Source organism: Pararhizobium qamdonense, assembly GCF_029277445.1.
Taxonomy (GTDB): domain Bacteria; phylum Pseudomonadota; class Alphaproteobacteria; order Rhizobiales; family Rhizobiaceae; genus Pararhizobium; species Pararhizobium qamdonense.
Genome location: NZ_CP119566.1, coordinates 3,386,216 through 3,410,692 on the forward strand (window position 1 = coordinate 3,386,216; position 24,477 = coordinate 3,410,692).

Here is a 24,477-nt window from a genome sequence, read left to right on the forward strand (position 1 = left end):
GTGTGTTTCCTTAACATCCGGTTGAGGCAACCGAAAATAGGGAAAACATGGTTAATGCCCGGTTAAGTCCGATGAAATTGTGCGCAATATAAAAGGGCGGCGAACGCGCGTCCGCCGCCCTTCATGCATTCGCCCCATCACATATTCGGATAGACCGGCCCCTCGCCGCCCTGCGGCGGCACCCAGTTGATGTTCTGGTTGGGGTCCTTGATGTCGCAGGTCTTGCAGTGGACGCAGTTCTGGGCGTTGATGACGAAGACATCCTCGCCGTCCTTTTCCACCCATTCGTAGACTCCAGCCGGACAGTAGCGGGTCGATGGACCGGCATAGACGTCGAGTTCGGAGGATTTCTGCAGGGCCATGTCCTTGACCTTCAGATGCACCGGCTCGTTTTCCTCGTGATTGGTGTTCGACAAAAACACCGAGGAAAGACGGTCGAAGGTGAGCATGCCATCCGGACGCGGATAGGCAATCGGCTTGTGCATCGACGCTGGCTCCAGCGCCTGCGCGTCGGTCTTGCCGTGTTTCAGCGTGCCGAAGAAGGAGAAGCCGAACAGCTGGTTGGTCCACATGTCGAGACCCCCGAGCGCGACGCCGGCCACTGTCCCGAGCTTCGACCAAAGGGGCTTCACATTGCGCACCCGCTTCAGGTCCTGGCCGATGGCGCTGTCGCGCCAGCCGTTCTCGATCTCGATCACCTCGTCATGGGCGCGGCCTGCGGCCATCGCATCGGCGAGCTTTTCGGCGGCGAGCATGCCAGAGAGCACCGCGTTGTGGCTACCCTTGATGCGCGGCACGTTGACGAAGCCGGCCGAACAGCCGATCAGCGCGCCGCCCGGGAAGGTCAGTTTCGGCACGGACTGGTAGCCCCCCTCAGTGATGGCGCGGGCGCCATAGGTCAGCCGCTTGCCGCCCTCGAAGGTTCCACGGATCGCCGGATGCGTCTTGAAGCGCTGGAATTCCTCGAACGGGTAGAGATAAGGGTTCTTGTAGTTCAGATGCACGACGAAGCCGACGGCAACCAGATTGTCTTCCAGATGATAGAGGAACGAACCGCCGCCGGTCTTCATGCCAAGCGGCCAGCCGAACGAATGCTGTACCAGGCCCTGTTTGTGGTTCTCAGGCTTGACCTGCCAGAGTTCCTTGATGCCAAGGCCGAATTTTTGCGGCTCGCGGTCTTTCGACAGGTCGAATTTCGAAATCAGCTGCTTGGCGAGCGAGCCGCGCACGCCCTCGCCGATCAGCGTGTATTTTCCAAGAAGCTCCATGCCGCGGGCAAAGTTCGGACCCGGTTCGCCGTTCTTCTCGACGCCCATATCGCCGGTGGCGACACCGATGACGGCGCCTTGCTCGTTGTAAAGCACTTCGGTTGCGGCAAAGCCCGGATAGATCTCGACGCCCAGCGCCTCGGCCTTTTCGGCCAGCCACCGACAGACGAGGCCGAGCGAGACGATGTAATTGCCGTGATTGTTCATCAAAGGCGGCATGGCGAAATTCGGCAGGCGGATCGAGCCTGCAGGGCCGAGCAGCAGGAACTGGTCGTCCTTGACCTCGGTTTTGAAGGGATGCCCCTCCTCCGCGCGCCAGCCCGGCAAGAGCCGGTCGATGCCAATCGGATCGACCACCGCACCCGACAGGATATGCGCACCGACCTCGGCACCCTTTTCCAGGACGACGACGGAGAGGTCCGGATTGACCTGTTTTAGCCGGATCGCCGCAGCCAGACCGGCCGGGCCGGCGCCGACGATCACCACGTCGAATTCCATGCTTTCGCGCTCGGGCAGCTCCATCGTCTCGGTCATCTCAGCATCTCCAGTCTCGCCCGGCTATTTTGCACGGTTTTGTTCCCAATTCTTGACCTCCGTCATGGCAAATACCGCCGGACTTGTCGAGCCAGTCTGCGACGGCAGCCAAGCGCATTTGCGCATGAGGTCATGCGATGGGAATACAATATATGACGTGAACGTAAACGTCAAAATTCGAATGACGGTGTTTGCCGTCATCCCGTCCCTCCTGCCTTGCTTTGGCCTTTCACCCATGCGAAGAGGCGCCCTCCAAATAACCAAGCCCTCCGCCATCAAACGCATCCGGCAGCCCGCAAGGCATTGCGAGGCTATGCGTGCGCCGGCGAGGCGAACTCTGCCCGGTTGCTGGCGGACCTCAGACGGAGACTTTCATGGCCAAGGCACTCGGCTTCGATTTCGGCACGACCAATTCGGTGCTTGCCGCCTCCAAGGGCGAGACGACGCAGTCGCTGAGCTTTTCCAGCCGCGCCGGCACCACCGATTCGATGCGGACGGCCCTCTCCTTCATGAAACATGCGCAGCTCGGCGCTGCCGCCGTGTCGATCGAGGCAGGCCAGGCGGCGATCCAGCAGTTCATCGACAATCCCGGCGAGGCGCGCTTCCTGCAGTCGATCAAAACCTTTGCCGCAAGCCCGCTGTTTCAGGGCACGCTGATCTTTGCCCGGCGCAACAGCTTTGAAGACCTGATGCGCGCTTTTTTGACCCGCATTGCCGATTATGCCGGCGATGGCTGGCACCAGGACTACAAGCGCATCGTCGTCGGCCGTCCCGTCCGGTTTGCCGGCGCCAGCCCGGATGAGGCCTTGGCACTGGAGCGTTACGGCCGGGCACTTTCCACCTTCGATTTCCCCGAAGTCCATTATGTCTACGAGCCGGTGGCGGCGGCCTTTTACTTTGCCCAAAACCTGAAGAAGGACGCGACCGTGCTGGTAGCCGATTTCGGCGGCGGCACCACCGACTATTCGATCATCCGCTTCGAAAGCCATGCCGGCAAGCTGACCGCCGTGCCCGTCGGTCACTCCGGCGTGGGCGTCGCCGGCGATCATTTCGACTTCCGCATCATCGACACCGTGGTTTCGCCGCTGATCGGCAAGGGCAGCCAGTTCAAGAGTTTCGACAAGCTGCTCGACGTGCCCTCCAGCTACTACGCCAATTTCGGCCGCTGGAACCAGCTGTCGATCTTCAAGACGCTGAAGGACTTTACCGACCTGAAACAGCTGGTGCGTTCGGCGGTGGAGCCGGAAAAGCTCGAAGCGTTCGTGGATCTGGTCGATCACGACGAAGGCTATCCGCTCTACCAGGCGGTTTCGGCCACCAAGATGCGTCTGTCGCATGCCGAAGAGACCGAATTCTACTTCCAGCCGCTGGGCGAAAAGAGCCGGCAGACGGTGCGCCGCAGCGACTTCGAAAGCTGGATCGCCCCGGATCTCGCCCGTATCGAGGAAGCGCTGGACGAGGTGCTGGTCACCACCAACACGCCGGTGGATGGCATCGACAAGGTGTTCCTTACCGGCGGCACCTCCTTCGTACCGGCCATCCGCCGCATCTTCGAAGAGCGTTTTGCCGGCGACCGCATCGAAAGCGGCGGCGAGCTTCTCTCCATCGCCCATGGCCTGGCGCTGATCGGCGAGCGCGACGACATCGACCGCTGGACAGCGATGGCCGCGTGAGTGCTGTGTTCCTCTTCTCCCCAGCGGGGAGAAGGTGCCCGAAGGGCGGATGAGGGGGAGCCAAACACACAGAAACCAGCCGTACCGCCCCCTCATCGTCTCGCTTTGCTCGACACTTCTCCCCGCTGGGGAGAAGAGGGAGAACGCCGCTCTTTCATTGGCACAAATCCATATTGCATCCGCGATGGCCTTCCCTGCCTCCTCAAGCTTCTGTACAAGCAAATCATGATCTCCTGCGACACCATGAGCCCGGCCGAGCTTGCCGCCCTTTTGCATTTTCATGCGGAAGCCGGGGTTGAATGGCTGCTGGAAGACGCGCCCGTCGACCGGTTTGCGGAGTTTACCCAGGCCAAGGCGGCACGCGGCAATGGCGCGCCACAAGCCATGCAGAGGACGCAAGGCTCGGAGCGCAACGATGCGCCGAGCGTTCCTGTTTCGCGTGAAAATGGCAATCGGACCGGCGGCAAGGGGCAATCAGCACCGGCAGTTGTCCCACAAATGGCCATTCCCGACGAGCAGGCCATTGCCGAGGCCCGTTTTGCCGCCGACTCCGCCCGCTCCCTTGACGAACTCAAGAGTGCCATGGAGGCCTTTTCCGGCTGCAACCTGCGCAACAGCGCCCGCAACATGGTGTTTGCCGACGGCAATGCCGCGTCCGGCATCCTGGTGATCGGCCCGGTGCCGAACGGCGACGACGATCGCGAAGGCGTTCCCTTTTCGGGCAAGCAGGGGCAGATGCTGGACCGCATGCTGGGGGCCATCGGGCTCGACAGGGCGTCGGTGCTTTTGACCAATGTCATTCCCTGGCGGCCGCCCGGAAACCGCCCGCCCTCGCCGCGCGAAACCGATATCTGCCGTCCGTTCATCGAACGCCAGATCGCCTTGAGCGAACCGCGCCACCTGTTGATTCTTGGCAATTTCGCCGCCCGATTCTTCTTCGGCGGCAACGAGATGATCCATCACATGCGCGGCGAATGGCGCGATGTAACGGTTGGCAGCACCACCGTGCCGGCGCTCGCCACCCTGCATCCGCAGGACCTCGTTTCGGCCCCGGCCAGCAAGCGGCTGGCCTGGCAGGATCTCCTCGCTTTCCGCGCCCGCATTCGTGGTTAAGAGCGTCTGAACCCGGCACCTGCCTGATTTGTGAACAAAGGATGAAAAAAGCCATGCGCATTGCGCATACCAGCAACGCGAACGCGTTCGTTGCGGAATCGATGGTGCAGTGCAATATAAGAGGACGGGGGGACTGATAAGGAATTGAACTATGACGACCCGTTATCACCCTCTGCATTCGAGCTTCGAGACGCTCCGCCACGCCGGCTCGGCGCTGCGCACGCCGTTCAACAGCTTCGGTTCGGCTGCCAACGAGCAGATGACCGCCGCAGGTTACGGCCACAAGACACGCCCCGCCCAGATTTTTGCGGAATTCGTTCAGCGTTGATATCGAGGCCCGCGCCGTTGCGCGCGCCGTCTTCGACGATGAGCCCCCAATAAAGGTATCCGATCATGACAGCACCTATCCGCTCGCTCCGGGTCCTGCTTGCCGATATCGGCACCGCCGTGCGCGCCTCCGGCGAATATAGCCGTCTGAGCAAGGAAGCTCCGGCTGCCAGTGCCGATCGCCATGCGATCAGCGCCTTTCTGCCGAAGTAAATGACTGGCTGCCGAAGTCAATCACTGGCTTTCCGGCCGCAGCGCGGCCATTTCCCTCTTCTGCGCCAAGCCTTGTCGCAATCGACAGCGTCAGCAAAATTGGATAGAGCGACACTCGTTCTTTGATTCCAACAGCGGCGTGTCGGGCACCGGTTTTCAAGCGCGCAATCCGCTCCAACATTTTTAGCGTTTCTCCTGAGGTTTGCGCAGTGGCAACCGGCAGATCCGCATCCGGAGCCATCATGCTGACAAGCTTCAGATCCGTGATCAGCCTGATGCTCTCGACGCTGCTGATGATGGTCGGGTTCGGGCTGGCGAGCTATGTGCTGCCGGTGCGCTCGGTCGCCGAGGGCTGGTCGACGCTCACCATCTCGCTGATCGCCACCGGCTATACGTTGGGCTTCACCGTCTCCTGCATCATCACCCCGAAATTCGTGCTGCGCGTCGGCCATGTGCGGGTGTTTGCCGCCCTCATCACCCTGCTCAGCATCGCCATCCTGATGTGCGGGCTGGTGGTCGATTGGCGGGCCTGGATCTTCTTTCGCGCCATTTCCGGCTTTGCGATTTCCGGCAGCTATCTGGTCATCGAAAGCTGGCTGAACGAACGGGTCACCAACGAAAACCGCGGCATGCTGTTTTCGCTCTATCTGATCACCACCATGGTCGGCACGATCGGCGGGCAATATCTCGTGCCTCTCGGCGATCCGACCAATTCGTCGCTGTTCATCCTGTGCGGCGTGCTGTTTTCACTGGCACTATTGCCGACGGCACTGTCGTCATCCGCGATGCCCGCGCCACCGGCCCAGGCAAAATTCGATGTGCCGGGGCTTTATAGGCGCTCGCCTGTTGCTGTCGTCGGCGCATTTCTCGCCGGTGCCATGTCCGGTGCCTGGCTCAATCTGGGCGGTGTCTTTACCCAGAAGATCGGCCTTTCCACGGCGGAAGGGGCGACGCTGCTTGCGGCACTTCTCGCCGGCAGCGCCATTTCGCAGATCCCGATCGGACGCACATCCGACCGGATCGACCGGCGCATCGTCATGGTCGGCTGCGGCATTGTCGGCATCGTCTCCTGCCTGGCCATGGTCGCCTTTGTCGGCTCCAGCCCGCTGGTGCTTTATGTCATCGCGGCCTTCGTTGGCTCGGTGCTGTTTCCGATCTACGCGCTGAATGTCGCCCATGCCAATGATCTTGCCCGGCCCAACGAATATGTCGAGGTGTCCTCGGGCATGATGATCACCTATGGCATCGGCACGATTTCCGGACCGCTGATGGTTGGCCCCGTGATGGACCGTTTCGGCCCGCCCTCGCTATTTGTGGTTCTGGCCGTCTATTTTGCGCTCTACGCCGCCTATGCCGCCTGGCGCATCGCCCAGCGCGGCCATAAGGATGGGCTCGTCTCCAAGACGGATTTCCAGGCAAATACCGTGCCGACACCGGGAACCGAGGCGGTCAATGCCATGAACCAGGCAGTGCGGCCGTCCGATCTCATCGAAGACGATACCGCCCCACCGCCTTCTTTATAAGCCGCGGCCGTTCAGCCCTGCGGGGTGATATGCTTGCGTGCGCCCCGGCGCTCAAGACCCAGCTGATGCTCGCGGAAGATGATGAAGATGCCGGCGCCAACGACGATCGCGGTCCCCAGCAGCATGATACCCGTCGGCACCTCGTCGAACAGGAAATAGCCGATCAGCAGGCCGAGCAGGATGGATGTATATTCGAACGGCGCGATCGTCGACATGTCGGCGTAGCGATAGCTCTGCGTGAGAAGGATCTGGGCGACGCCGCCGCAAAATCCGGCCCCCATCAACAGCAGGAACGAATTCATCGGCAGCGGCTCCCAGCCGAACGGCAGCGTCAGCAGCGAAAAGCATGCGGCCGATAGCGAAAAATAGAGCACGATCGTATGCGTCTTTTCCTTGGCGATCAGCTTGCGCACCAGCACCATGGCGATTGCGCCGAGCGCCGCCGACAGGAGAACGGCCAGCGCGCCGAGCGCCTCCTGCGACCCGAACCCGCCGTCCCGCAACAGCGTCACCCGTGGCCAGGTGATGATCATCACGCCGATCAGCCCGATCAGCACCGCCGACCAGCGATAGACGCGCACTGTTTCTTTCAGAAACACGGCCGCAAAGACGACGGCGAGCAACGGCATGGCATAGCCGATCGCAATCGCCTCCGGCAGCGGCAGATGCACCAGGCCGTAAAACCCGAAACTCATCGCCAGAATGCCGATGAACCCGCGCGCCAGATGGCCGGTAATATCCCTTGTGTGGAAGGCCGTGCGCAGATGCCCCTTGAAGGCGAGGTAGCCGAGGATCGGCACCACGGCGAAGGCCGAGCGGTAGAAGGTGATCTGGCCGGTGGCGATCTCCGTTCCCGCCGCCTTGATCAGCGTCGACATGCAGACGAAGACCAGCACGGACATGACCTTGAGGGTGATGCCCTTCATCGGGTGGGGGAAGTCGGAATCCATGCGGGTCGCACTCATAAGACTGAGGGCAGCGGGCCGGACATCATCGGTAACGACAGGCTGCGGGAAAGTCGGCGGCCGGAGAATCCGTCGCCGTGACCGTCTCACCTTAGCGCGCGTTGTCCGAAAGAGAGATCAATTTTCGTGATGGGTGGCGGAAATATTTGATGCACCCGGCGCGATGCCTTAATCTCGGCTGAGGTGATCAAAAAGAGCATTGACCAAGCAATCCTCTCGCCGAAAGAGGGTTGCCGCTTCAAATAGACTGATAGCACGCTGTAAAAATCCGAAACTGTGCCAAAAATACACGCTTGGTTTAAATATTGTTAGGGCAAACTTCGTAAGTGTCTGAACAAGCAAAAATATGGGATGGATCAGCAGGCCCGCCTTAAACGGCAGATGTCAGCGACCGCCTTGCGATCACACCGGAAGCTTCGCATCTCAAGCGCAGCCTCTTCATAGAGACAAAGCCTCACCGCCAGCGTCTGGACGCTGCGGGCGAAGCAAGCGGGACAAACAATGCGGACAGATACGGGCGAGATCATTCATCTGGAAGACTACCGGCCGACGGATTTCGTCCTCGAAAGGGTGGATCTCACCTTTGAACTCGACCCGACCGAAACCAAGGTCGAAGCCCGCCTGATCTTCCATCGCCGCGAGGGCGTGAGCGCGGATGCGTCGCTGGTTCTGGACGGCGATGAACTGAAGATGACCGGCCTTCTGCTTGACCAGGAAGAGATTCCGGCCGGACATTACGATGCGGCGGAACACACGCTGACGATCCGCAACCTGCCGGAATCAGCCCCCTTCGAGGTGACGATCACCACCGAGATCAATCCGGAGACTAACACGACGTTGATGGGCCTTTACCGGACCAGCAATGTCTACTGCACGCAGTGCGAGGCCGAAGGCTTCCGCCGTATTACCTATTTTCCGGATCGTCCGGACGTGCTTGCCGTCTATACCGTCAACATCATTGCCGACAAGGCAACCGCACCGCTGCTTCTTTCCAACGGCAATTATCTTGGCGGCGCCGGCATGGGCGACGGACGGCATTTTGCCGCCTGGTACGATCCTCATCCCAAGCCCAGCTACCTGTTTGCACTCGTGGCCGGCGATCTCGGCGTCGTCGAAGACACGTTCACCACCGTATCCGGCCGCGACGTTGCGCTGAAAATCTATGTCGAGCACGGCAAGGAGCCGCGCGCCGCCTATGCCATGGATGCGCTGAAGCGCTCGATGACCTGGGACGAGGAGCGGTTCGGCCGCGAATACGATCTGGATATCTTCATGATCGTCGCCGTCTCCGATTTCAACATGGGGGCCATGGAGAACAAAGGACTGAACGTCTTCAACGACAAGTACGTTCTGGCCGATCCGGAAACCGCGACCGATGCCGATTATGCCAATATCGAGGCGATTATCGCGCATGAATATTTCCACAACTGGACCGGAAACCGCATCACCTGCCGCGACTGGTTCCAGCTGTGCCTGAAGGAAGGCCTGACGGTTTACCGTGATCACGAATTCTCGGCCGATCAGCGCTCGCGCACCGTCAAGCGCATCGCCGAAGTCCGGCATCTGAAAGCCGAACAATTTCCGGAGGATGCAGGTCCGCTAGCGCACCCGGTCCGCCCGACGAAATTCCGCGAGATCAACAATTTCTACACCACGACCGTCTACGAAAAGGGCTCCGAAGTCACCCGGATGATCGCCACGCTGCTGGGCGCCGATCTCTTCAAGCAGGGCATGGATCTCTATTTCGACCGCCATGACGGGCAGGCCGTGACGATCGAGGATTTCGTTGCCTGTTTTGCCGAGGTGAGCAAGCGCGACCTCACCCAGTTTTCGCTCTGGTACCACCAGGCCGGTACGCCGCTGGTCAGCGTTTCGACGGCCTATGACGCCGCAAGGCAGACATTGACGCTCTCGCTCGAGCAGATGGTGCCGCCGACACCGGGCCAGAATGCCAAGGAGCCGATGTATATTCCGCTGCGCATCGGGCTTCTGCTGGAGGATGGATCAGAGGCGAAGGTCGCCGCCGTGAGCGGTGCCGAAATGACCGGCGACGTGCTGCATCTGGTCGGCCGCACGCAGACCGTCGTTCTCAGCGGCATCGTCTCGCGCCCGGTTCTTTCGTTGAACCGTGGCTTTTCGGCACCGATCAACCTGCATTTCGAGCAGACGGACGCCGATCGCGCCCATATTGCCAGGTACGAGAGCGACCTCTTTGCCCGCTGGCAGGCCCTGAACGACCTTGCCTTGCCCAATCTGGTCGCTGCCGCGGCCAGCGCCAAGGCAGGCGAGGCCGTGCAATGCGATGCGTCGCTGATCGACGCCCTGCTTGCGGCAGCCGCTGACGGTGATCTCGAACCCGCCTTCAGGGCACAGGCCCTGGCCTTGCCAAGCGAAGCCGACATTGCCCGCGAAATCGGCGGCAATAACGACCCTGACGCTATCCATGCGGGGCGCCAGCAGATCATGGTGGCGATCGCCAAGGCGGGGCAGGCCATTTTCGAAAAGCTGGCAGACGAGATGGTGGTTACCGGGGCGTTCAGCCCGGATGCCGCCAGCGCCGGACGCCGGGCGCTGCGCAACACCGCCCTCTCCTATCTCGTCTATGCGGAAAACGACCCGGCCCGTGCCGTCGATGCGTTCAAGTCCGCCAACAACATGACGGATCTGAGCCAGGCGCTGACAATTCTGGCACACCGCTTTCCGGACGCAGCCGAAACGGCGGATGCGCTTGCGTCCTTCAAGACGCGCTTTGCCGGCAATGCGCTGGTGATCGACAAGTGGTTCACCATCCAGGCGACCATTCCGGGCGCTGCGGCCCTTGCCCGCGTTCAAGCCCTGATGGCGGATCCGCTTTTCAACGGGTCCAACCCGAACCGGGTACGCGCCCTTGTCGGCACGTTCGCCTTTTCCAACCCGACCGGCTTCAACCGCGCCGATGGCGAAGGCTACCGGTTCCTCGCCCGCCAGATTCTCGGCATCGATCCGCGCAATCCGCAACTGGCTGCGCGTATCCTCACCTCGATGCGGTCCTGGCGCTCGCTCGAAAGCGGCCGTGCCGAAAAGGCCCGCAACGCCTTGCGCGAAATCTCGGGCGCACCAAAACTCTCCGCCGATGTCAGCGACATCGTCGAGCGTATGCTCAAGGGATAGAAAAGACACCCGGTATTGCTTTGAAACCCCGCGACCCGCGGAGTTTTTCGTTTCCGCGTAAGGCGGCAACGCCAATAGTACAATTTTCCCATGACGATAAATGGTTAACGAAGTTTTACTTTTCCCTCTGGACAAGGCGAATCACAATTGATTCATTGGGTCAGGTTCGGGCGAGCGGCGCACCGAATCACATGAGGGTTTACAGATTTGACGAAGATGGCGGAAGCGCAGCGGGGACGCGCAGCCGGTGAGCGGTTGCGTCCCAGATTTCCAGGCTTTTCGAGGCTGGAACGGGACGTTATCCAGCACGCACGGATTTTTACCGAGCCGGCAGTGCGCCGTCTTGCCGGTGCCGAACCCTTGCTGAAGCGCTCGATCCCGATCCTGATCACCGCATTTCTTCTCGTCGTTGCCATTTCCCGCATCAGCGGCATCATGGTCGAATATGCGCGCATGGAGACAAGCGCGCGGCAGGTCACCGTGCTCGCTGCCGCCACCGCCAGCGCTGCCCTGCAGGAAAACGGGGTCGCTCTGTTCGACAAGGCTCAGAAATGGGATGTAGAGCAGCGGCTGAACACATTTCTTCCGTCCGACATGCTCGAATCCGGCGCCTTTGTGCTGACGGTGCGCAACGATGGGCGGATTTTCGCCAGTTCGCCTGATGGCGCTGTCTATACCGGCCGCACGCTCAACGCCGTGGCGCCGGAAGTCGCTGCCTTTCAGTATTTCGGTGAACACTCGGCTGTGCTCAAGACCTTCATCGGCGGCACGGAACATATCGTCGCGCTGATGCAGGTTCCGGGTGGTGCGGGTACCTTGCTCGTGGCGACGCCGCTCGCAGGCATCCAGAAAATGTGGCGTGACGAGGTTTCTCTCAACGTCACTCTGTTTGCCGGGATCTCCGCGATCCTGCTGATCGTTCTCTATGCCTATTACATCCAGGCCAAACGCGCCCGTGACGCCGACCAGATCTTTGCCGAATCCAATCTGCGCGTCGAGACGGCGCTGTCGCGCGGGCGCTGCGGCCTTTGGGATTTCGACATGCCGAACCGCCGGCTTTTCTGGTCGCGGTCGATGTACGAGATGCTCGGCATGCCGCCGCAGAGCAACGTTCTATCCTTTGGCGACGCTGCACGGCTGATGCACCCGGATGACGGCAGCATTTACAAGGTCGCCCGCACCATCGCCAAGGGCGACGCCCGCCAGATCGACCAGATCTTCCGCATGCGTCATGCCGACGGCCATTATGTCTGGATGCGCGCGCGTGCGCAGGTCATCCGCACCGCATCCGGCCGCGTGCACCTGATCGGCATCGCCATGGATGTCACCGAGCAGCACCGCCTGGCGCAGCGCTATGCGGAGGCCGACCAGCGGCTGGCCGACGCCATCGAATGCACGTCCGAGGCCTTCGTGCTCTGGGACAAGAACGACCGGCTGGTCATGTGCAACACCCACTATCAGCAGGCCTACAAGCTGCCCGACCGGGTGCTGGTTGCCGGCACGGAACGCTCCGTGGTCAATTCGGCCGCCGCCCGTCCGATCATCGAACGGCGCATTGCCGACCCCGACCGATCCAATCAATCGCAGACATCTGAGGTTCAGCTTTCCGACCAGCGCTGGCTGCAAATCAACGACCGGCGAACCCGCGATGGCGGTCTCGTGTCGGTCGGCACGGACATCACGCTTTTGAAACGGCACCAGGTGCGCTTGCGCGAATCCGAACGGCGCCTGATGGCGACCATCGGTGACCTCTCGACGTCCCGCATCACGCTGGAACGCCAGAAAGCCGAACTCTCCGTCGCCAATGCCAACTACCAGGCTGAAAAGGAACGTGCGGAAGCGGCCAACCGGGCAAAGTCCGAATTCCTCGCCAATATGTCGCACGAATTGCGCACACCGCTGAATGCCATTCTCGGCTTCTCGGAAATCCTGCAGAACCAGATGTTCGGGCCGCTCGGCTCGGAAAAATACGACGAATATTCCCACGATATCCACGACAGCGGCAAACATCTGCTCAATGTCATCAACGATATCCTCGACATGTCGAAGATCGAGGCCGGGCAGATGAAGATCAACCGGGAAACCATCGATCTTGCTCCCCTGATCGAAGAAACCCTGCGCTTTACCACCATCCCGGCACAGCAGAAGAACATCTGCGTCGATCAGCAGATTTCCTCCGGCCTGACGATCACAGCCGACCGCCGCGCCATGAAGCAGGTGCTGTTGAACCTGTTGTCGAACGCGGTCAAGTTTACCAATGAGGGCGGCAAGATATCGCTGCGGGCCCGCAAGGTCGCCGGCGCGGTGACGCTGACCATCGCCGATACCGGCATCGGCATCCCGCGTCTTGCCCTGGAAAAGATCGGCCAGCCGTTTGAACAGGTCCAAAGCCAGTATGCCAAGAGCAAGGGCGGCTCGGGCCTTGGTCTTGCCATATCGAGGTCGCTGACCAACCTGCATGGCGGCGCGATGAAGATCCATTCCCAGGAAAATGTCGGCACGATCATTTCGCTGCGCATACCCGATACGTCGCCACGCGCGCTCTAACAGACCAGGGCCATCCGGCCCCGGCCACGCGTTTACATCACGGCTTGACGGTCGCCTGAAAGATCCGGCGCACGGCCTTGGACTTCAGCCGGATATCGGCCTCCAGCACCTTGATGTCGGGTGCATCCCCCGCCCGGCATAAAAGCTCGACCAGCCCGGCCGGGGCGTCCTTCAGCTCCAGATCCCCTTCGATGCACAATCGCACGATCTGCGAGAGATCGGTGAACAGCGCCAGCGCCTCCTGCACGGCATCGAGATCAGCCGGAGCCATCAAATCAGGGCCAAGCAGCGAAAGGACATCCGCCGTGGATGTGCCGCTGCGTGGAGCGGCAAACCCACGCGCCGGGGCGATCAGGGCCAGATATTGCGCAATGAATTCGATATCGACCAGCCCGCCGGGGATCAACTTGAAATCCCAGACGTCGTTTGGCGGCTTTTCCTTGTCGATCAGCCCGCGCATCTCCGCGACATCGGCGGTGACCTTTGCAACCTCGCGGCGCTCGCCCAGCACTTCACTGAAAATCGTGCCGACCTCCGCGATCAGGCTTTCCTCGCCGCACAGCGCGCGTGCGCGCGTCAGCGCCATATGCTCCCAGGTCCAGGCTTCCTCGCGCTGATACTTGGCAAACGCGTTGATCCGGGTGGCGACAGGTCCCTTGTTGCCGGAGGGGCGCAGCCGCATATCGACCTCGTACAGCACGCCTTCGGCTGTGGGCGCAGACAGTGCTGCGATCAGCCTTTGGGTGACGCGGGTGAAATAGCGGATGGAATCGAGCGGCTTGGCGCCGTCTGAATCGCCCTTCTCGTCATCGTAATCGTAGAGCAGGATGATATCGACATCCGAGCCGGCTGTCAGTTCGTGACTGCCAAGCTTTCCCATGCCGATAACTGCCACCCGGCCGCCCGGAAACTTGCCATGCGCGGTCTCAACCTCGTGCAGGACAGCATCGAGGGCGGCGGTGATGATCAGGTCGGCCAGATCGGTAAACGCATGCCCCGCCTGCGCGCCGGTGATCACTCCGGTGAGCAGCCTGATCCCGATCAGGAAGCGCTGCTCGGATGCGATGATCCGCAACCGGTCGAGGATCTCCTCATAGTGCCGGGCGGTCGCGAGAAACCCTTTGATCCGTTCGGCCAGATAGTCCCGCGTCGGCAATTCGGCAAGGAGCCTTGGATCGAGCATGCCGTCGAACACATGCGGCTTGCTGGCAATGATATCGGCCAGCCGTGGCGCGGACGACATGATGTTGACGATGAGAGACAACAGTCCGGGATTGTTGCCGAGCAGGGAAAACAGCTGGATGCCGGCGGGCAGGCCCGCAATGAAGTGGTCGAAGCGCAACAGGGCTTCGTCGGCGCGCTTGTTTTGCCCGAAGACGCGCAGGAGTTCCGGCGTCAGCTCCGTCAGCCGCTCGCGCGCTTCCACCGATTGTGTCGCCCGGTAGCGGCCGTAGTGCCAGGTCCGGATGGTGCGGGACACATCCTGCGGCCGCTCGAACCCGAGCTTCTTCAAGGTTTCCAGCGTATCGGGATCGTCCCTCTGCCCCGTAAAGACCAAGTTTCCGGTTTCGGTCGAAAGCTTTGCCTCCTGCTCGAACAGCTGCGCGTAACGCCGCTCAACAGTCTTCAGCACGCGCGACAATTCGGTTGAAAACGCAGCAACATCCGCACAGCCCATCATATAGGCGATACGTTTCAATTCCGCGTCTGTCGTGGGCAGAACATGCGTCTGCTCGTCGCGCACCATCTGGACCCTGTGCTCGACATCGCGCAGGTACCAGTAGGCGGCAATCAGTTCCTCGGCGGTTGTGGTATCGATCCAGTTCGCCCGCGCCAGGCCCTGCAGCATCGGCTCGGTAGCGCGCAGCCGCAGTTCCTGCATCCGCCCGCCGGCAATCAGCTGCTGGGTCTGGACAAAGAATTCGATTTCCCGGATGCCACCCCGGCCCAGCTTGATATTATGGCCTTTGACCGCGATCTCGCCGTGCCCCTTATGAGCATGGATCTGGCGCTTGATCGAATGAATGTCGGCAATCGCGGCATAGTCGAGATATTTGCGGAACATGAACGGGGTGAGTTCCCGCAGGAACGCCTCGCCCGCCTCGATGTCCCCCGCCACCGGACGCGCCTTGATGAACGCCGCCCTCTCCCAGTTCTGGCCGCGGCTTTCATAATACAGCATGGCCGCCTCAACCGGGATGGCGAGCGGCGTGGCACCGGGATCGGGGCGCAAGCGCAGGTCCGTGCGAAAGACATAGCCGTCACCGCTGCGCTCCTGCAGGATGCGGATCAGCCGGCGCAGCAGCCGCGCAAAGGTTTCCGGCGCGTCGTCAGGGCTGGTGATCAGGCGCGCCTGCGGCTCGTAAAACACCACCAGATCGATATCCGAGGAATAATTCAGCTCGAACGCACCGAGCTTGCCCATGCCGAGCACGACGACGCCCGACTGGTCGCTCGGATGCGCGGCATCGGCGACATGGAGCTTACCGGCATCATGCGCGCTCAACAGCAGATGGTCGATGGCGGCAGACACGGCAGCCCCGGCAAATTCGCTCAACCACCGCGTCGTCTCGCGTGCATCGAAAACACGCGCCAGATCGGCAAGCGCGATTGCAAAAGCGATATCGCGCTTGGCCTGCCGCAACCGCGTCATGATCTCGGCATCGGTGAGCGCCTTGCCGGTATCGGCACCCTTCCAGGCGTCGCGGGCCTGATGAATGCAGGCTTGCAGATGGGGGATCAGAGGACGGCCAAGAGCCTGGACCAGGACCTGCGGATGGGAAACAGCCGTGTCGCGCAGATAAGGCGAGAGCGATAACGCCGCAACGACAAAGTCCTTGAGCGGCGTGTCGCTGGCCAGAAGAGCGGCAATGTCGGGATGGCTCTTGGCGATATCCTTGAGGCTGGAGAGCACGGACTTGGCGTCCGTCTGGCTCATCGGCCGCAGCGCGCATGTGGCGATATCCGATAACCGCCGCGTATCCGTTTGCATCGTGGTCTCTCCCAGCCGCTCCCGATTTCGGCTGCCTTATGCCTATCAGGCCGAGCGCAACGGGAAAACCATGCTGGCGGTCAAACCACGATTGTTTTCAGCGTCCGGAACGGTATCGCTGAGTTCGAGCGAGCCATGATGCATTTCCATCACCGCTTCGACAAGCGAGAGACCGAGCCCCGTTCCCGGCTTGCTGCGGCTTTCATCCAGCCGCACGAAACGCTCCACCACGGTCTCGCGCTTCCCGGCGGGCACGCCTGGGCCATGATCCGCGACAGACAGGACGATCGCGCCATCGCGTTTTGAGAGGCTGACCTTGATCAGCGGATTTTCGCCGCCGTCGGAATATTTGATGGCATTGTCGATCAGGTTGCCAAGCGCCTGCCCGATCAGTTCCCGATTGCCGGAAATGTGAATGTCGGCAGGCACATCGGCTTCCAGCTTCAACGCCTGCTCATCCGCCACCGGCTCATAGAGTTCCACGCAATCGGCCACGCTTTGCGACAGATTGACATCGCTCATCTCTGCGGCCGCAGCACCGGCTTCGACGCGCGAGATCATCAGGAGCGCATTGAAGGTGCGGATCAACTGGTCGGATTCGCCGATGATCTCTTCCAGCGAGGCGCGATAACCGGAATTGGTCGCCTTATGGGCAAGGGCCGCTTCGGCCTTGTTGCGCAGACGCGTCAGCGGCGTTTTCAAATCATGGGCGATATTGTCGGAAACCTGCCGCAGGCCCTCGTTCAGCTTCTCGATCCGCCCGAGCATCGCATTCAGCGATTCCGACAACCGGTCGAATTCATCGCCAGAGCCGCTCATCGGCAAGCGCTGGGAAAGGTCGCCCGCCATGATCCGCGTGCTCGCATCCGACATGCGGTCGATCCGTTTCAGCGCATTGCGGCCGATGGCAAACCAGATGATCAGGGCACCAATGCCCATAATGCCAAGCGCCACCACCAAAGCCTGGCGCACCAGAACCCGGAACTTCTCCGGTTCCTGCAGGTCGCGGCCGACCAGAATGCGCAGGCCGTTGTCGAGCACCAGCACATGCGCAAGCGCCACATGGCTTTCCTTGCGGGTTTCGTCGGTATAGCGCTGATAGCGGAAGGCCTCGCCCGTCCAGCCCTCCTTGTCCAGAAGTCCGGGCTGCAGCGAGGCGACATTGCCGGCCAGGATTTCCCCGGTTGGTCCCGCGATGACGTAGAGATTGGCGCCGGGCTGACGTGCCCGCCGCTCCAGCGTTCGCAGCAATCCGTTGACGCCGCCACGGCCGTAGATCTGCTCGATCTGCGAAACTTCCGCCGCCACAGAATCCTTCGTCTGCTGTTCCAGCAGCCGCTGCGACATGGCCGTGACATAGAACACCAGAAAGGCAGCACAGAGCGAAAACAGCAGGAGGTAAAGCGCCGACAGGCGAACGGCCGTGGTGCGGAAGAGGACACTCAACCTGCTCATGCGTCGGTGCGTCCGTCTTCCTTGATCATGTAACCGGCGCCACGCACGGTGCGCAGCAGAGGTTGGTCGAAATCCTTTTCGATCTTGGCGCGCAGCCGCGACACATGCACATCGATGACATTGGTCTGCGGATCGAAATGATAATCCCAGACGTTTTCCAAAAGCATGGTGCGTGTCACCACCTGCCCGGCATTCTTCATCAGATATTCCAGCAGCCGGAATTCGCGCGGCTGCAGCAAAAGCTCGCGGCCTTGGCGGCGCACCGTATGCGACAGCCGGTCGAGCTCCAGGTCGCCGACGCGGTAGACCATGTCCTGCTCTGGCGCGCCCTTGCGGCGGCCAAGCACCTCGACACGGGCCAGAAGCTCGTTGAAGGCATAGGGCTTTGGCAGATAATCGTCGCCACCGGCGCGCAATCCCGTGACCCGGTCATCGACCTGGCCGAGCGCGGAGAGGATAAGCACCGGGGTGTGGATACCCTTGCGGCGCAGCTCCGAGATTACCGACAGCCCATCGCGGCGCGGCAGCATCCGGTCGATCACCAGCACGTCATAGCTGTTCTCGCTCGCCATGAACAAGCCGCTCTCGCCGTCGCTCGCATGGTCGGAGACGATACCCGCCTCGCGAAAAGCCTTGGCCAGATAGGCGGCGGCTTCGAGGTCATCTTCAATAATCAGAATCTTCATACGCGTGACCATAGTCCCTGACCTGTCTCTTCCACAACCGGTTTGCCCTTGGGAAATCACACCTGCCTGCCCGGTTGCGCAGATAAGCCATGCCCTGAAACGCCAGACGCCGCGAAACCTGGGGAAGGTCCGCGGCGCCCGGCAGCTGGAGCTGCGTCAGCCCTTGTCAGCCCTGGCTGATAGGCAGCGCCACGAAGCGGCTCGCATTGTCGGCCTCGATCTGGAACAGCGCTTTGGTGCGCCCGTCTTTCTTGGCGGCCTCGATCACCTTGAGGATGTCGTCAGCCGACTTGACCTCCTGGTTGTTGACCGAAACGATCTTTTGGCCTTCCTTCAGGCCGCGATCGCTGGCATCGGAGTCCGGATCGACCGAAGAGATCGTCACACCCTTGCCGTCCTCGGACGGCGCCACGGTGACACCGAGGTCCGCCAGAGCCTTTTCGCTCGAAGGCTGCGGTTCTTCCTGCTGTTGATCGGCACCAGCCGCAGCGTCCTTGGTATCGGCAGGCAAGGTTCCGACTTCGAGCTTGACGCTCTCGGCCTTGCCGTCGCGCCAAAGGGCCACATCGACGCTGGTGCCCGGACGCATCAGGGCGATCTTGCGGGCTAGCTCGCGCGGTCCCTTGATCACCTCGCCATTCACGGCAGTGATGACGTCGCCCTTCTTGATACCGGCCTTTTCACCGGGAGACCCCGGCTGCGGCTCGATGACAAGCGCACCGCTTGCCTCGGCAAGACCGAGCGATTCCGCAACATCCTTGTCGACCGGCTGGATCTGCACGCCGAGCCAGCCACGCGAGACTTCGCCATCCTTCATCAGATCGGTGACGACGTCCTTGGCAACAGAGGCCGGAATGGCAAACGCGATGCCGACATTGCCGCCCGACGGCGAGAAGATGGCGGTGTTGATACCGACGACTTCGCCGTTGAGGTTGAAGGTCGGACCACCGGAATTGCCCCGGTTCACCGCCGCATCGACCTGCAGATAGTCGTCATAGGGGCCGGAACCGATATCGCGTCCACGCGCCGAGATAATGCCGGCGGTCACGGTACCGCCCAGACCGAAGGGATTTCCGACGGCCACGACCCAGTCGCCAACCCGGACCTTGCTGTCATCGGCAAAGCTGACATAGGCGAACGTGCGTTTGGCATCGACCTTCAAAACCGCGAGATCGGTGCGGCTGTCCTTACCGATCAGCTTGGCATCCAGCTCCGTGCCATCGTTGAGAATGACGGTAAAGGCGGAGCCGTCGGAGACGACGTGATTGTTGGTGACGAGATAGCCGTCTTCGGAGATGAAGAAGCCCGAACCCTGCGATGTCGGGCGCAGGCGGCCCGGCTTGCCGTCGCGCGGTCCACGGTCGCGTTCGGCGCGCTTGTCGCCGTTCGGACCACCGAATTCCTTGAAGAAGCGCTTCAGCGGATGATCGTCAGGGAGTTCATCCAGCCCGCGGCCGCCAAAATCGAAGCTGAAGCCGTTGCCGGCGTCATCGGAAACAGGATTGGCGCGCGACTGGACGCGCACGGACACCACCGCCGGAGACACCGCATCGACCACATTGGCAAAACTGGGAACCTGCGGCGCCTCGATCTTGACGGCGGCGGCAAAGGACGGGGTGATGGCAGCGGGGATGCCGCTCGACAGCATGACGGCCGCCAGACCAGCAACGGTCGAGGTCTTCAAGACAGTTTTGAGGGAGGGACGCAGTGCGTTTGTTTGAAACATCCGGAGTGCCTTTTCTCTTCTTTGACATTTGGCTGACTGGAGGAACAGCCGATGAACAAGGAATAGTCGAGCGCACCTTACTGACTTGTGTCCGTAGAATGAACTTTTGGTAATGTTGGGAATAAACCAATGGCCTCACTGCCACCGGATGCCAGAGAAAGCCGCTGCAGCCAGAAACCTCTCTTGCCCCTCCAACAAAGGAAAGGAAATCAATCCTTCAAGATCGCATCCAGCCGCGCCTGCTCATCCGCAGACAGTGCCGTTCCCGTCACTTTGCCGGTCCGGCGCCTTGCAGCCGCCAGCATGGCCGCAGCACCAGCCAGAAGCAGCAGCACCGGCGCACCCCATAAAAGCAGCGTCTTCATCTCGAAGCGGGGATTGAGCAGCACGAATTCGCCGTAACGCGAAACCACATAGGCGATAACATCGTCGTCGCTGTCGCCATTGGTGATCCGCTCGCGCACCAGAAGCCGCAGGTCCTTGGCCAGTTCGGCATTGGAATCGTCGATGGACTGGTTCTGGCAGACCATGCAGCGCAATTGCGCCGACAGTTCCCGCGCCCGCGTTTCCAACGCCGGGTCGGCCAGAACCTCGTCGGGGTTGACGGCAAAGACCGGCGATATCGACAAAAGCAGGAAGACCAGGACGAGCAGCCGGCGGATCATGGCGCCGGCTCCAGCACCTGTTTCCTCGGCTTCTTTGCGCGCGAGGGTGCGCCGACCCTCAGGCGCCGGTCGCTCAGCGAGACCGCGCCCCCGGCCATCATGAACACCGTCCCGAGCCAGATGCAGAGGATCATCGGCTTCCACCAGACCCGGATGACAATACCGCCGTCCTTGATGTCATCTCCGAGCGAAACATAGAGCTGGCTCAAACCGAGCGTGCGGATACCGGCCTCCGTGGTCGGCATCTGCCGCGCCGTATAAAACCGCTTCGACGACCAGACATCGGCGATCTCGACACCGCCCTGGCTGATGGTGAAGTGCCCGGATTCCTCGCTATAGTTCGGGCCGTTGCCGTTGCGCAAACCGTCGAAACGCAGCGTGTAACCGCCAGCCTCCGTCGTCATGCCCGGCTTCATCTCGACGATATGCTCGGTCTCAAACGCCGTGACCGCAACAATCCCGATCAGCGTCACCCCAAGGCCGGCATGCGCCAGAGCCGTGCCGAAAACCGATCGTGGCAGGCCGGATACCCGGCGCCACGCCACGGCAGCTGTCACCTTGCCAAGCCCGGAGCGCAAGAAAAGCTCCGTCAGCGACCCGGCGATCATATAGGCCCCGAGCGCGATCCCGAACAGCGCCATCACCGGTCCGCCATTTTGCGCGTAGTAGATGACGCTTCCGGCAACCAGGCCGAATGCCACAGCTGCAAACAGGCGCTGACCGGCGCCCAGCAGATCGCCGCGCTTCCAGGCCAGAAGCGGCCCGAACGGCACCGCCAGCATCAGCGGCAGCATCAGCAGGCCGAAGGTCATGTTGAAGAACGGCGGCCCGACGGAGATTTTAGCCCCCGTCACCGCTTCCAGCGCCAGCGGATAGAGCGTGCCGATCAGAACCGTCGCGGCCGCCGTCGTCAGGATGAGATTGTTGAGAACCAGCGCCCCTTCGCGCGAAATCGGCGCAAACAATCCGCCCGCCTTCAGATGCGCGGCGCGGAAGGCAAACAGCGATAGAGCCCCGCCAATGAAGAGGATGAGGATCATCAGGATGAAGACGCCCCGCGTCGGGTCGGTGGCAAAGGCGTGGACCGAAGTCAAAACGCCGGAGCGGACGAGGAAAGTGCCGAGCAGCGACATCGAAAATGTCATGATCGCCAGAAGCACGGTCCAGATCTTCAAGGCCTCGCGCTTTTCCATCACCAGCGCCGAATGCAGCAGCGCCGTGCCGGCAAGCCAGGGGATGAAGGACGCATTCTCAACCGGATCCCAGAACCACCAGCCGCCCCAGCCGAGTTCATAATAGGCCCAGTAGGACCCCATCGAGATACCAGCCGTCAGACAGGTCCAAGCCGCCAGCGTCCACGGCCGCACCCAGCGCGCCCAGGCCGCATCGATACGGCCTTCGATCAGTGCTGCAATGGCAAAGGAGAAGCAGACGGAAAAGCCGACATAACCGAGGTAAAGCAACGGCGGATGGATGGCGAGCCCGATATCCTGCAGCACCGGGTTGAGATCACGCCCCTCGCCCGGCGCATCCAGCAGCCGGTTGAAGGGATTGGAAGTCAACAGGATGAACAGCGAGAACGATACGGCGATCCAGGCCTGGACGGCTAGGACATTGGCTTTCAGCGTCTCGGGCAGATTGTTGCCGAACACCGCGACCAGCGCCGAGAAAAACGTGAGGATCAGCACCCAGAGCAGCATCGAGCCTTCGTGATTGCCCCAGACGCCGGAAAACTTGTAGATCAGCGGAATTTGCGAATGCGAATTCTCCCAGACGTTCTGAACGGAGAAATCCGAGGTCACATGGGCATAGGTCAAAATGCCGAACGACAGCGCCATCAAGAGGAACGTGGCCTTGGCCGCCACCGTGCCGATCTCCATCAGCGCCCGGTCGTTGCGCAGCGCCCCGATGACCGGCAGCACGGCCTGCAACAGCGACGTGGCAAGTGCCAGAACCAGAGCATAGTGGCCAAGCTCGATGATCATTGGATATTTTCCTTGCCGCCGAGATTGACGCCCTGCGCCTTCAACCGGTCCGCCACGTCCTTGGGCATGTAGGTTTCATCATGCTTGGCAAGCACGGTATCGGCAACGAAAACCGGGCTTCCCTCCTTGAAACTCCCCTCGGCCACGACACCCTGCCCCTCGCGGAACAGGTCCGGCAGAATGCCCGTATAGGTCACCGGCACCTTGTCCAGCGTATCGGTGACGCTGAAGGTGATAGTCATGCCCTCACCGCGCTTGAGCGAGCCCGTCTCCACCAGGCCGCCCAGCCGGATGCGCGTGCCGGGGGCGACATCCGCCTTCATGAGATCGCCGGGCACATAGAAATAGGCGATGGCCTGGCTGAACGCGACCATGACCAGAAGCACGGCCCCAGCAATGAACGTCACGCCGCTGCCGATGATCACGAGGCGCTTCTGTTTGCGGGTCATTCCACGCCTCCATCGGCGTTCAGCCCAAGCTCGCCTGCCAAGGCCAGCAATTGCTTGCCTTCGCTGCCCTCCGCCGGGAAGACCGCGAGCCCCTGTTTCAGGGCATCGGCTGCCTTGTCCTTGTCTCCGAGCACGGAATAGGACCGGATGATCCGCATCCATCCTTCAAAATTCTTCGGCTCCGTCTTCAGCTTCTCCGCAAGGCTCTCGACCATGCCCTCGATCATGGCCGATCGATCGCCGATGCTCATGTCTCTGGCCGCCGCGATATCCTCGCTTGTGGGGTTGCCCGGCGGCGTGCCGGCCTGCTGCGCCGCGCCTGCCGCATCGCTGCCCTTGAGCCCGGCAATATGCTCGTTGACCAGCGGCAGCCAGGGTGCGCCGGCCGGCGATGTTTTGACGATCTGCTCGAAAGCTTCCAGCGCCTCCGGCATCTTGCCTTCCTGCTTCAGGGCCAGCGCCAGATAGAATTGCGCGCGCGGATCACCGGGCTCTATAGCGAGGAGCTTCTGCAACGCATCACGCGCCTCGTTGGTCACCAGCCCCCCGGACAGCGCAATCAGGCTTTCGGCATAGCCGCCGAGACGCACGGGCGTTGCCCCGCGTATCCGCAGCGCGTTGCGAAATGCCACTGCGGCTTCCTCGATCCGTCCGGTTCGATAATAGATCGGTGCCAGCACATCCCATCCGGCGCCATCCTCCGGATTGACAACCAGCTGCTGTTCGGCGCGTGCGATCAGGATGTTCATGTCTTCGCCGGGATTGGCCAGACGCGCGGCCAGCGGCGCATCCGGAACATCCGGATTGCCGGTGCGCAAGTAAAGACAGAGGCCGACGGCAGGCAGGATGAGGATGACGGCGAGCTGCGCCAGCCGGTTGCTGCGCTTGGCCGGCAACGCGGGCGCCGCAGCCTTCATCGCGTCGGTCGCAGTTAGCAGGCGGCGGGCGACCTCGGCACGGGCAAAACTCGCCTCGTCGCCGGAAATCAGACCGTTCTTCTCGTCACGCTTCAGCTCTTCCAGCTGATCGCGATAGACCTCGGCATCATGGGATTGGGGAGCGTCCGCACCTGCGGCGGCGCGCAGCAACGGAAGCAGCAGAACAGCGGCAACGGCCGCCGTCAGGGTGGCAACGAGAATCCAGAACAGCATGTGCGCTCAATTACTATGCGAAGCCTGCCATTCCAATCGGAAAACCGGAAATGAC

At 61.5% G+C, this 24,477-nt stretch carries 18 protein-coding genes; 7 read left to right on the plus strand and 11 right to left on the minus strand.

Translation table 11 applies throughout. The annotated features are described in order from the left end of the window. Positions 1-137 precede the first annotated feature (137 nt). Complete coding sequence (locus PYR65_RS16555; RefSeq protein WP_276118754.1) at positions 138-1,802, minus strand: electron transfer flavoprotein-ubiquinone oxidoreductase; 1,665 nt, start codon at positions 1,800-1,802, stop codon at positions 138-140. 374 nt (positions 1,803-2,176) lie between these two features. Between PYR65_RS16555 and PYR65_RS16560 the strand changes: the two genes are divergently transcribed. The 4 genes from PYR65_RS16560 (at position 2,177) to PYR65_RS16575 (ending at position 5,128) form a co-directional block, all read left to right on the plus strand. Beyond that, positions 2,177-3,475: an Hsp70 family protein gene (locus PYR65_RS16560; RefSeq protein ID WP_276118755.1), complete on the plus strand. Its 1,299-nt coding sequence runs from the start codon at positions 2,177-2,179 to the stop codon at positions 3,473-3,475. Between the two features lie 225 nt (positions 3,476-3,700). Further along, positions 3,701-4,588: a uracil-DNA glycosylase gene (locus tag PYR65_RS16565; RefSeq protein ID WP_276118756.1), complete on the plus strand. Its 888-nt coding sequence runs from the start codon at positions 3,701-3,703 to the stop codon at positions 4,586-4,588. Positions 4,589-4,739: 151 nt separating this feature from the next. Further along, the gene (locus PYR65_RS16570) at positions 4,740-4,916 is read left to right on the plus strand and encodes a hypothetical protein (protein WP_156383280.1); all 177 of its coding nucleotides are present in this window, start codon (positions 4,740-4,742) and stop codon (positions 4,914-4,916) included. Positions 4,917-4,981: 65 nt separating this feature from the next. Continuing rightward, positions 4,982-5,128, plus strand: a complete 147-nt coding sequence (locus tag PYR65_RS16575) for a hypothetical protein (RefSeq protein ID WP_276118757.1) — start codon at positions 4,982-4,984, stop codon at positions 5,126-5,128. On the opposite strand, the gene PYR65_RS16580 is transcribed toward PYR65_RS16575, so the two are convergent. Then, the gene (locus tag PYR65_RS16580; RefSeq protein ID WP_276118758.1) at positions 5,106-5,372 is read right to left on the minus strand and encodes a hypothetical protein; all 267 of its coding nucleotides are present in this window, start codon (positions 5,370-5,372) and stop codon (positions 5,106-5,108) included. The genes PYR65_RS16575 and PYR65_RS16580 overlap by 23 nt on opposite strands. Between PYR65_RS16580 and PYR65_RS16585 the strand changes: the two genes are divergently transcribed. Next, positions 5,371-6,651 (plus strand): MFS transporter, encoded by a 1,281-nt coding sequence (locus tag PYR65_RS16585; RefSeq protein ID WP_276118759.1) that lies wholly within the window; start codon positions 5,371-5,373, stop codon positions 6,649-6,651. The two genes, PYR65_RS16580 and PYR65_RS16585, sit on opposite strands and share 2 nt — an antisense overlap. 11 nt (positions 6,652-6,662) lie before the next feature. On the opposite strand, the gene PYR65_RS16590 is transcribed toward PYR65_RS16585, so the two are convergent. Next, positions 6,663-7,601, minus strand: coding sequence for a DMT family transporter (locus tag PYR65_RS16590; RefSeq protein ID WP_276118760.1), 939 nt, complete (start codon positions 7,599-7,601; stop codon positions 6,663-6,665). Between the two features lie 516 nt (positions 7,602-8,117). Between PYR65_RS16590 and pepN the strand changes: the two genes are divergently transcribed. Together pepN and PYR65_RS16600 are read left to right on the plus strand one after the other, a co-directional pair. Beyond that, positions 8,118-10,766: an aminopeptidase N gene (pepN, locus tag PYR65_RS16595; RefSeq protein ID WP_276118761.1), complete on the plus strand. Its 2,649-nt coding sequence runs from the start codon at positions 8,118-8,120 to the stop codon at positions 10,764-10,766. 207 nt (positions 10,767-10,973) lie between these two features. Further along, on the plus strand, positions 10,974-13,313 hold the full coding sequence (locus PYR65_RS16600) for a PAS domain-containing sensor histidine kinase (RefSeq protein ID WP_276118762.1): 2,340 nt from the start codon (positions 10,974-10,976) through the stop codon (positions 13,311-13,313). A 37-nt stretch (positions 13,314-13,350) separates the two neighbouring features. Here the strand turns inward: PYR65_RS16600 and PYR65_RS16605 are convergent, their stop codons facing one another. The 8 genes from PYR65_RS16605 to ccmI form a co-directional block, all read right to left on the minus strand. Further along, positions 13,351-16,305 carry a bifunctional [glutamine synthetase] adenylyltransferase/[glutamine synthetase]-adenylyl-L-tyrosine phosphorylase gene (locus PYR65_RS16605; RefSeq protein WP_276118763.1) on the minus strand — a complete coding sequence of 985 codons (2,955 nt, stop codon included), beginning with the start codon at positions 16,303-16,305 and terminating at the stop codon, positions 13,351-13,353. A gap of 45 nt (positions 16,306-16,350) precedes the next feature. Then, positions 16,351-17,760, minus strand: a complete 1,410-nt coding sequence (locus PYR65_RS16610; RefSeq protein WP_276118764.1) for a sensor histidine kinase — start codon at positions 17,758-17,760, stop codon at positions 16,351-16,353. Then, positions 17,757-18,458: a response regulator transcription factor gene (locus PYR65_RS16615; RefSeq protein WP_060640009.1), complete on the minus strand. Its 702-nt coding sequence runs from the start codon at positions 18,456-18,458 to the stop codon at positions 17,757-17,759. Before PYR65_RS16615 ends, PYR65_RS16610 begins: the two co-directional genes overlap by 4 nt. Before the next feature lie 154 nt (positions 18,459-18,612). Then, complete coding sequence (locus tag PYR65_RS16620) at positions 18,613-20,172, minus strand: Do family serine endopeptidase (RefSeq protein ID WP_060640010.1); 1,560 nt, start codon at positions 20,170-20,172, stop codon at positions 18,613-18,615. A 209-nt stretch (positions 20,173-20,381) separates the two neighbouring features. Beyond that, positions 20,382-20,837 carry a cytochrome c-type biogenesis protein gene (locus PYR65_RS16625; RefSeq protein ID WP_060640011.1) on the minus strand — a complete coding sequence of 152 codons (456 nt, stop codon included), beginning with the start codon at positions 20,835-20,837 and terminating at the stop codon, positions 20,382-20,384. Beyond that, the gene (locus PYR65_RS16630; RefSeq protein WP_276118765.1) at positions 20,834-22,822 is read right to left on the minus strand and encodes a heme lyase CcmF/NrfE family subunit; all 1,989 of its coding nucleotides are present in this window, start codon (positions 22,820-22,822) and stop codon (positions 20,834-20,836) included. The genes PYR65_RS16625 and PYR65_RS16630 overlap by 4 nt, the downstream gene beginning before the upstream one ends. Further along, complete coding sequence (gene ccmE, locus PYR65_RS16635; protein ID WP_276118766.1) at positions 22,819-23,271, minus strand: cytochrome c maturation protein CcmE; 453 nt, start codon at positions 23,269-23,271, stop codon at positions 22,819-22,821. Before ccmE ends, PYR65_RS16630 begins: the two co-directional genes overlap by 4 nt. Then, the gene (gene ccmI / locus PYR65_RS16640) at positions 23,268-24,422 is read right to left on the minus strand and encodes a c-type cytochrome biogenesis protein CcmI (protein WP_276118767.1); all 1,155 of its coding nucleotides are present in this window, start codon (positions 24,420-24,422) and stop codon (positions 23,268-23,270) included. The genes ccmE and ccmI overlap by 4 nt, the downstream gene beginning before the upstream one ends. Positions 24,423-24,477: the final 55 nt, after the last annotated feature.